The 8,614-nt window shown below is 46.4% G+C and carries 2 protein-coding genes, 4 tRNA genes and 2 rRNA genes (1 of these 8 running past the window's edge); 1 reads left to right on the top strand and 7 read right to left on the bottom strand.

Going from position 1 to position 8,614, the window contains the following annotated elements; translation table 11 throughout:
• From L0P88_RS14235 to L0P88_RS14205, 7 genes are all read right to left on the bottom strand, one after another.
• Positions 1-69 (bottom strand): 23S ribosomal RNA (locus L0P88_RS14235); it reaches 2,778 nt to the left of the window's first position.
• A 184-nt stretch (positions 70-253) separates the two neighbouring features.
• A tRNA-Trp gene (locus L0P88_RS14230) sits at positions 254-329 on the bottom strand.
• A 299-nt stretch (positions 330-628) separates the two neighbouring features.
• A tRNA-Asn gene (locus L0P88_RS14225) sits at positions 629-704 on the bottom strand.
• Positions 705-815: 111 nt separating this feature from the next.
• Positions 816-889, bottom strand: a tRNA-Ala gene (locus L0P88_RS14220).
• A gap of 156 nt (positions 890-1,045) precedes the next feature.
• Positions 1,046-1,119, bottom strand: a tRNA-Ile gene (locus L0P88_RS14215).
• Positions 1,120-1,224: 105 nt separating this feature from the next.
• Positions 1,225-2,746, bottom strand: a 16S ribosomal RNA gene (locus tag L0P88_RS14210).
• The 16S and 23S rRNA genes sit together here with 4 tRNA genes alongside, the layout of an rRNA operon.
• Before the next feature lie 318 nt (positions 2,747-3,064).
• Complete coding sequence (locus tag L0P88_RS14205; RefSeq protein WP_247130581.1) at positions 3,065-5,074, bottom strand: putative porin; 2,010 nt, start codon at positions 5,072-5,074, stop codon at positions 3,065-3,067.
• Positions 5,075-5,784: 710 nt separating this feature from the next.
• Here L0P88_RS14205 and L0P88_RS14200 point away from each other — a divergent pair.
• On the top strand, positions 5,785-8,286 hold the full coding sequence (locus tag L0P88_RS14200) for a TonB-dependent receptor plug domain-containing protein (RefSeq protein WP_247130580.1): 2,502 nt from the start codon (positions 5,785-5,787) through the stop codon (positions 8,284-8,286).
• Positions 8,287-8,614 lie beyond the last annotated feature (328 nt).

Raw genomic sequence — 8,614 nt, 5'->3', positions numbered from 1 at the left:
GCTTACCACGTCCTTCTTCGCCTCTGGGAGCCTAGGCATCCCCCATGCGCCCTTCTCTTGCTTGTCGGCACCTTATGGTGCCCCTCGTATTCCTTGATAATTATTCTACTTGCTTCAAGTTTCTTCTCTTGACACAACATTAATCAAAATGTTGCGTCCCAATATGTCAATGAACGTTCCGATAACGCAAACGCGCCATCTGGCCCCTGCGCCAAAAATGTCCGACGGACATTTTCTTGACGCTTCGGCCCTGTGGAGAATACCGGAGTCGAACCGGTGGCCTTCCCGACCATTGGCCGGGACGCTCTGGCACCATGCTGCCATTTCCCTTTCAGTATTCCAAAATGAACCTTAAGCCCCCCTGCCCTTAGGGCATCTCCCCAAAGGGGGAAGGTTTCCCTTCAACTCTCCCCCTTGGGGGGGGAGCCGGAGGGGGCTTCGTGGAGAATACCGGAGTCGAACCGGTGGCCTTCCCGACCAGTGGCCGGGACGCTCTGGCACCATGCTGCCATTTCCCTTTCAGTATTCCAAAATGAACCTTAAGCCCCCCTGCCCTTAGGGCATCTCCCCAAAGGGGGGAAGGTTTCCCTTCAACTCTCCCCCTTGGGGGGAGCCGGAGGGGGCTTCGTGGAGAATACCGGAGTCGAACCGGTGGCCTTCCCGACCAATGGTCGGGACGCTCTGGCACCATGCTGCCATTTCCCTTTCAGTATTCCAAAATGAACCTTAAGCCCCTCTGCCCCTAGGGCATCTCCCCAAAGGGGGGAAGGTTTCCCTTCAACTCTCCCCCTTGGGGGGAGCCGGAGGGGGCTTCGTGGAGAATACCGGAGTCGAACCGGTGGCCTCCTGCGTGCAAGGCAGGCGCTCTAGCCAGCTGAGCTAATTCCCCATTCCCGGAATTCAGAACTTAGAATTCAGAATTCAGAATGCCAGAATCCCCAACTTCCAGAATTTCCTGTTCAATACCCCTCAATGAACTTCGTAGCCTCGGGAAGGCTTGCTTCGACTGCGCCCAGCACAGGCCTCTCGCCGTTCCCCGACCTTGTAGTCTCGGGCAGGCTCGAACTGCCGACCTCTACATTATCAGTGTAGCGCTCTAACCAGCTGAGCTACGAGACTGCTTCAACGATCCATTAAGGAAAATGCAATACGACAGCGCAAAATTGGACAAGGACCACCTATCCGCCCGGAACGGGACTCCGCCGGACGCCCCGCTTTCTCTAGAAAGGAGGTGTTCCAGCCGCACCTTCCGGTACGGCTACCTTGTTACGACTTAGCCCTAGTTACCGGTCTTGCCCTAGGCCGCTCCTCGCGGTGACGGACTTCAGGCACTCCCGGCTTCCATGGCTTGACGGGCGGTGTGTACAAGGCCCGGGAACGTATTCACCGCACCATGGCTGATGTGCGATTACTAGCGATTCCAGCTTCACGGGGTCGAGTTGCAGACCCCGATCCGAACTGAGACCGGCTTTGTAGATCCGCTCCCCACGGGGTGGCTTCCCTCTGTACCGGCCATTGTAGCACGTGTGTGGCCCAGGACGTAAGGGCCGTGATGATTTGACGTCGTCCCCACCTTCCTCTCGGTTTGCACCGGCAGTCCCGTTAGAGTCCCCATCTTTACATGCTGGCAACTAACGGCAGGGGTTGCGCTCGTTATAGGACTTAACCTGACACCTCACGGCACGAGCTGACGACAACCATGCAGCACCTTGCAGTCGGTCCGAAGAAAAGGGTATCTCTACCCTATGCAGACTGCATTTAAGCCCTGGTAAGGTTCCTCGCGTATCATCGAATTAAACCACATGCTCCACCGCTTGTGCGGGCCCCCGTCAATTCCTTTGAGTTTCATTCTTGCGAACGTACTCCCCAGGTGGGACACTTATCACTTTCGCTTGGCCACGGAGTCCGAAGACCCCACAGCTAGTGTCCATCGTTTACGGCGTGGACTACCGGGGTATCTAATCCCGTTCGCTCCCCACGCTTTCGTCCATCAGCGTCAGTACATGGTTGGCCACCTGCCTTCGCGATCGGTGTTCTATGTGATATCTATGCATTTCACCGCTACACCACATGTTCCGGCAACCCCACCATGACTCAAGACCTGCAGTATCAAAGGCAGTCCCACGGTTGAGCCGTGGCCTTTCACCCCTGACTTACAGGCCCGCCTACGGACCCTTTAAACCCAATGATTCCGGATAACGCTCGGACCCTCCGTATTACCGCGGCTGCTGGCACGGAGTTAGCCGGTCCTTATTCTTACGGTACCGTCAACCAGGTACTCGTACCTGGGTTTCTTCCCGTACAAAAGCAGTTTACAACCCATAGGGCCGTCATCCTGCACGCGGCATGGCTGGATCAGTCTTCCGACCATTGTCCAATATTCCTCACTGCTGCCTCCCGTAGGAGTCTGGTCCGTGTCTCAGTACCAGTGTGGGGGATCCCCCTCTCAGGGCCCCTAACCATCGTTGCATTGGTAGGCCGTTACCCTACCAACTAGCTAATGGTACGCATGGCCATCCCTGTCCGATAAATCTTTAATCCCGACGCCCATGCAGGGTCGGGATACCATGGGGCATTAATCCACGTTTCCATGGGCTATTCCCCTGACAGGGGCAGGTTCCATACGCGTTCCGCACCCGTGCGCCACTCGTCATCAGGTTGCAAGCAACCTATGTTACCGTTCGACTTGCATGTGTTAGGCCTGCCGCTAGCGTTCATCCTGAGCCAGGATCAAACTCTCCATCGTTGTACCGTTGATAGTACTTTATGACTATTCCGGGACACCCGACCGAAAACCCGATCCAGAGCTTCAAAATGGTTCTTGTCTTAATTCTACGCTGTCGTAGTACATCATCCCAATGAACTTATCCCCCTTCCCGTTGTTCCGACCCAAAAATGGACCGCCGTTCCAAGGAATCTACCCTGCTTTACCAGCAAAGCGGGTGCAAATATAGATACCTTTTTCCGCCCCAACAAAATGTTTGAGGATATTTTCAGTGTTTTTTTTAATCTTAAAAATAAGTTACTGATATTCAGTAGTTATTCTAAAAAAACTAACAAATTTTTAAGAAAAGAAATTCCAGACCAAGCCAAATCTAATGACAAAATCACGGTAGGGATAGTTGGGCGCAGCGTAGTAGTTGAATTGATTGTCCCAAACCGTATTTAAATGCTCTGCCTTGAAATATATCCTGGTCTGTCTTACCCGGGCATTGATGAATACATCGATTAAAGGATAGCCTCCCAGGGTCTCATTGTTCTGTATATAGAACTCCCCCAATAGCGGATTGTATGCATCCATATTATACGAGGTGAAATATTTAAAGGTAACCCCTGTCTGAATGTACATCGCTTTCTTGAACACGTCACTTGAATAATACAATGTATTCCTGGTAACTATCTCCGGCACATTGAGGACTTGGGAATCCTGACCAACATTCTGGTACATCACCGTATTGTTCAATGCCCATTTGCGCCACTTGAATTCTTTTTGGTACTTAACTTTTAAATAATTTATACTTCCAGTGGCTTGGAAAGGTCGGACAAAAGGCAGTTGTTCCCCATTATTGCCCAGCTGCTCCTCCTCACCCTCTACAACTTCCGGAAGGTCTTCGTCATTGAAACCAAAGTAGGCATACTTATCAATTGTTGTAAACTTGGCCGAAATATTTCCAAAAAAGTCGGAGTCCAGGCCAAAATGTATGGATTGCGTTTGTTGCTTGTCAAAACTGTCCAGGTTGGACCAATTGTAATTCAAATAATCACTTTGATACAGCAAAAAGTTGAAATTTGGCATTCTGGAAGAACCATAGAGCGCTGCAAATAATCTGTTTTTGTCATTTAGCCTATAACTGGCCTCGGCGTCAAATAATGTGCCTGTTAAATCCCCTGAAAGGTTAAACCGTAATTTCCCACGCAATTCCAAAGGGCCTATCCTATTCCAATAATCCCCGCCCACTGCAATTTCACTTCCTGTTAGCTGATTTGGAATGGTGACGTCCGGAAGGATCAATAGGCTCCTAAAGGAGTAGTCATAGTTATAGAAATTTAGACTTCCCGAGACCCGTCCAAGCGTTTTATTTGAAAAATTGGCCGATACTTGATTGTACATGGTCCGCAAAAAAGCCTTGTCCCTTATGGGGCTTTCAAGCGCATTTCCCCCAAAAACTTCACCGGGTGTGGTTTGGTTAAAGGAGTAGGATTTTGTTTCATAATTGAACTGATGCCCAATTGCCAACAGCGTACTTCTGGTTTTTAATGAATCCCGCCTGGGACGGACCAAATTAAACTGGTGGTCCAAAAAATACCTCTTGCTATTCACCGTATTGTTGGCGTTGCTAATAAGAACATCGACCCTTGCACGGTCCAAAAAGTCTTCGTCACCGGATTCAAACTGCAACTCCCTATTCAACAAACCCCCATTCTCTTCCCCATCCAATTCCTGCGAAGCATAGTGCCCCCTGACCATATATCGGTTGTTTTGGGTCACATAGTTAAACGTTGTTCGGAACCTACCGGATTGCGCCTGGTCAAATTGATATTTCCCGAGTGAGCGAAAACCAATGAAGGCTATGGAAAAATTCAATCGTTCCGAAGTATTGAAGGTCAATAGGGCATCCAATAACTGTCCTTGTTCCAAGGTGGTCTTGAAAAACAGTTCGGTCATAGGGGTGGCCACATTGTAGTATTTGACATCCTCAGTTTCAAAAAAGCCAAAGTGTCTTGCCCTTGCCCCGATTTTTGGATAAAAATGCTCTTCTTCAAAATTTACCCCCAAACTATTATAGGGTTGTCCAATATTGCTAAAGGGCATTAGTTCAAAATCATCCCTACGTAAAAAATTGTATCGGTATTCCTTTTGGATGGTCAAGGAGGTATCTAAATAAACCGTATCCCTCCTGTGGTTTATAATTTTATAATTGGCAATGGTAATTTCTTGTTTTGCCTCTGGTTTTTCCGGTCTTTGGATTCTTTTGGTAGTATCAGTTGGAATGGTGGGCAAAAGATCATTCTGTGCCCAAGCTTTGACACCACATATCAAAAAAAGAATCAATAAGAGTTTGAATCCCCTCATCTTTTACGATTGAAGGAACAAAAGTACTTTTTTCAACCCTAATGAAATACCAAATACTTTTGAAAAAAGGCACAAGGTTTTCCTAAATGCTTCTTGGTATGCGTTTATCTTCTCAAAACGAGTGAAAATATCCATTGTCTTAAAAAAGGCATAGTCCAAAGTGTCATCATTTGATATTATTTTAAGACCATTAGTGGTTTTTGTAGCATTCAAAATGCGAAGTGGTCTGAAGGTCAGCTCGAATTTTGTCCCGTAGCAACCTGTTGGTTGTAAAGACTTAAAACTTCCGATTACGAAGAAGCTTGTCACGGTTTGGAACGTGAAGTGCGTTGATAGCCCTTCGGGCAGGGATTCTTTGCTATTGAACAGCAAGAATTATTTTCTGCAGAAAACAAGAAAACACACCTATCCGAACAGAATTGCTTGTGGGAAAAATTTCCTATATTACATTTAATTTATTGATAGTTGTTGGATTTCTTGTCCCAAAAGATAGGTTTAGACAAAAGTCGATATTGAGATTCGTGCTTGTCCAATCTTTGGAACAATAAGGGGCCTGCGCATTGGCCAAAACAATGTTGCGCTAAAAACGTATGGGATAATAGGACTTAAACTCATTAGTTAAGCGTTAGGGATGGATGGAGTTAATTTTGTAATCCATTCATTGTCAATGACTTAAAATTAAGAAGACAGAACTTTGGTTCATTTAAAGAATGCGGAAGATAGGATATGCCATAGTACTCTTTTTATCATGCCTACCTAGCTTAAGGCCCCAATCCCCTATAATCAAAACCAGAATCGATAATCTTAACAAATACCGCACCCATCATTTTCCCGAGAAGGTCTTCCTGCATACGGATAAGGAAGTATACAGAGCTGGTGAGACCATTTGGTTCAAAACCTATTTGCTGAACGGGGTGACCCATTTCAACAGTACCAAAAGTAATCTGGTCTATGTTGAACTACTGGACCAATACGATTCCATTGTCGCCAAAAGAGTGAACATAATGCAGGGCTTTGGTTCGGCAGGCCATATAGACCTGGATTCTATTTTGCCCAAAGGCCCCTATTACATCAGGGCCTTTACAAGGTATATGGTAAACGATGACAAGACCAACTTCTATCAGAAGCGAATATCCCTTTTGGGTCCTCATGCGACCGTTGACGGACACATGGACTTGATAAATGGCAATGGTTCAGGCCTGAACCCCCTTAGTTCCAGTAAAGATGAGACAGAAAATATTGAACTCGAGTTTTATCCGGAAGGTGGGCAATTGGCAGCCCGTGTACTCAACAATTTAGTAATCAAGGCCAAAAATACTGAATTAATCGACCTTTCAACAATTGAAGGAAGTATCATTGACTATAAAGGCATCTTCGTTACCGGGTTTAAGCTCGATGGATATGGTCTTTGCAAGATTGATTTAAAGCCGAAACCCGATACCAATTATTTCGCAAAGTTGATAGGAGATGAAAACAAGCTCTTTCCCCTTCCCGGGGTGCACCGCAAAGGGTTCGCCCTTCGCGTACAGCACAATGCCAGGCACCTGATCATCGATGTGGGTTCAGACTCCATACAATTTGATGGGGTTACAGTGATCGGGCATTTGAGGGGAAAGTTGTTCCTGAACTTTCGCAACAGGGGAAATCAAGAAAATGGATTTGCCATACGCCTAAAAACCGATAAGATCGGTAGTGGGCTGGCTCATATCCTGCTTCTTGACAAAGAAGGAAACAGGATCGCAAAACGCCTTGTGTTCATCCAACCCCCGGAAAAAGGCCCTTCCATCGTGAGATCTGATAAAGAGCAATATAAAAAAGGGGATACTATAAAGCTTTTTCTGTCCCTGCCAAAATCGGAATCCGATATCACCGGTAATTTCTCTTTGAGCATTGCGCCAGAATCCCTGCACCGTAAAAGTTCGGCAGATTCCGATATGTTCAGCCATATGCATTTCCAATCGGACTATCCAAATGACCCTAACCCCCTCATCCCAAAACCATTTGAAGTTAACGGCTTGGCAAATAGAATTTTGGATAAGTACCTGATTACACAGAGCTGGGACAGTTATATATGGTCCTCACTTGATGATACTTCCACCCTGTTGAACAAGGGTGAAGGTGAAAAAGGGGTCAAAATCTCAGGAAAAATCAAAGAATACGATGGACAGAATGAAGTTTTCGTTAGACTTATAATGATGGGAGAATCCGGTTCGTTTCATTCCAGCCGTCAGAAAACCGAAAAAGGCAGGTTCAATTTTGGCCCGTTCCTGTTCGAGGAGAAAATGCAGGTGTCTCTCAGTGCCCAAGGTATGCCGGGCAAAAAGAGAGCCAATAGGGGCTTTAGCTTCCTATTGGATTCCATCTGGCCCAACAATGTTGCCAGTACCAGAACGAAGAAGCTCGAATATGTTAACGCTGAAAATTGGGATATTGGCAATTTTACATTTTATGGAGATTCGACCAACGCTGCTCCTTTCAGTTACGGCGATAGGATCATAAGGCTAGAGGAGATCGTTGTTACGGAAAAACTAAAAAGAAAGACCGAAAGGGAGGTACTAAACCAGAAACTGGACAAATTAACGATCTATGGAAGGGGAAGTTCCAGAATAATCATGGAAGATCATAGAAACTATGACCATCTCCCTATTGAGCACATACTTCGCTTATTGCCAGGGGTTCAAGTGTTGCTACGAGGCGGATCCAGTTTTAAGGATTTTGTTATAAGAATTCGTGGGACTAATACTCTTCTGGGGAGTATGGAACCCCTTTTCTTAATAGACGGCGTCCGAGTTACGCAGGATATCATCGCATTAATGAATCCACAGGAGATTCTTTTCATTGATTTACTGACCGGGGGAAAGGCAGCTGCTTATGGCACTCGTGGTGCAAACGGCGTTATTGCGATATACACGCGTAAAGGCGATCTCGAAGCAGACAGCAGTGTACCAAAGCGCGGGCAGAAAAGCGGGATTTCATTCGAAATCGGAGGTTTCGAACCCTATCGGCAGTTTGACTATACCGATTATGGGCAATCGATGGCCACAACAACGGCCTACTGGAACCCGTTCCTAACACTGGAAGGGCGCAAAGTAGCCGTATTGGAGCTGAATTCGGCATATTTCTCGGGGACTGGGGACTATAACATTATCATAAACGGGGTGACCAATGATGGTAACATATGGAGTTCAAAACAATCCATAGCAATTCATTAGTATTTACAGGATTAACTATAAGGATATGGGAACAAGTATATAAGCACTTGTTTTCAACGCTATACTCCATAGGGATATTTAGAAATAAAGGCATATGTTCCCTTGACAATGTTTGATTTCTCGATTTGTTTTTGATTTTCAGGAAGGCTTTGTGCCTTGTTCTTGTATTCTCTCTCCAATTTTGAGTGCCCTTAGGTATGGAACCCGAAGAACCTGCATGCGTCATGCAGGTTCCTATTTTCATATCAATTGTAAAAGACAAAACCCCGATTTTGGGCTTTTCTGCCCTTTTTCGGGGTTTGCTGTTACTTTAAGAGGAAGTATTCAA

This window comes from Muricauda sp. SCSIO 64092 (assembly GCF_023016285.1).
Taxonomy (GTDB): domain Bacteria; phylum Bacteroidota; class Bacteroidia; order Flavobacteriales; family Flavobacteriaceae; genus Croceivirga.
This window is presented reverse-complemented; position numbering and strand designations above follow the sequence as displayed.

Excerpts from the sequence above, each read along its gene's own strand:
- L0P88_RS14205 (WP_247130581.1), bottom strand. The coding sequence starts at position 5,074 with ATGAGGGGATTCAAACTCTTATTGATTCTTTTTTTGATATGTGGTGTC.
- L0P88_RS14200 (WP_247130580.1), top strand. The coding sequence starts at position 5,785 with ATGCGGAAGATAGGATATGCCATAGTACTCTTTTTATCATGCCTACCT.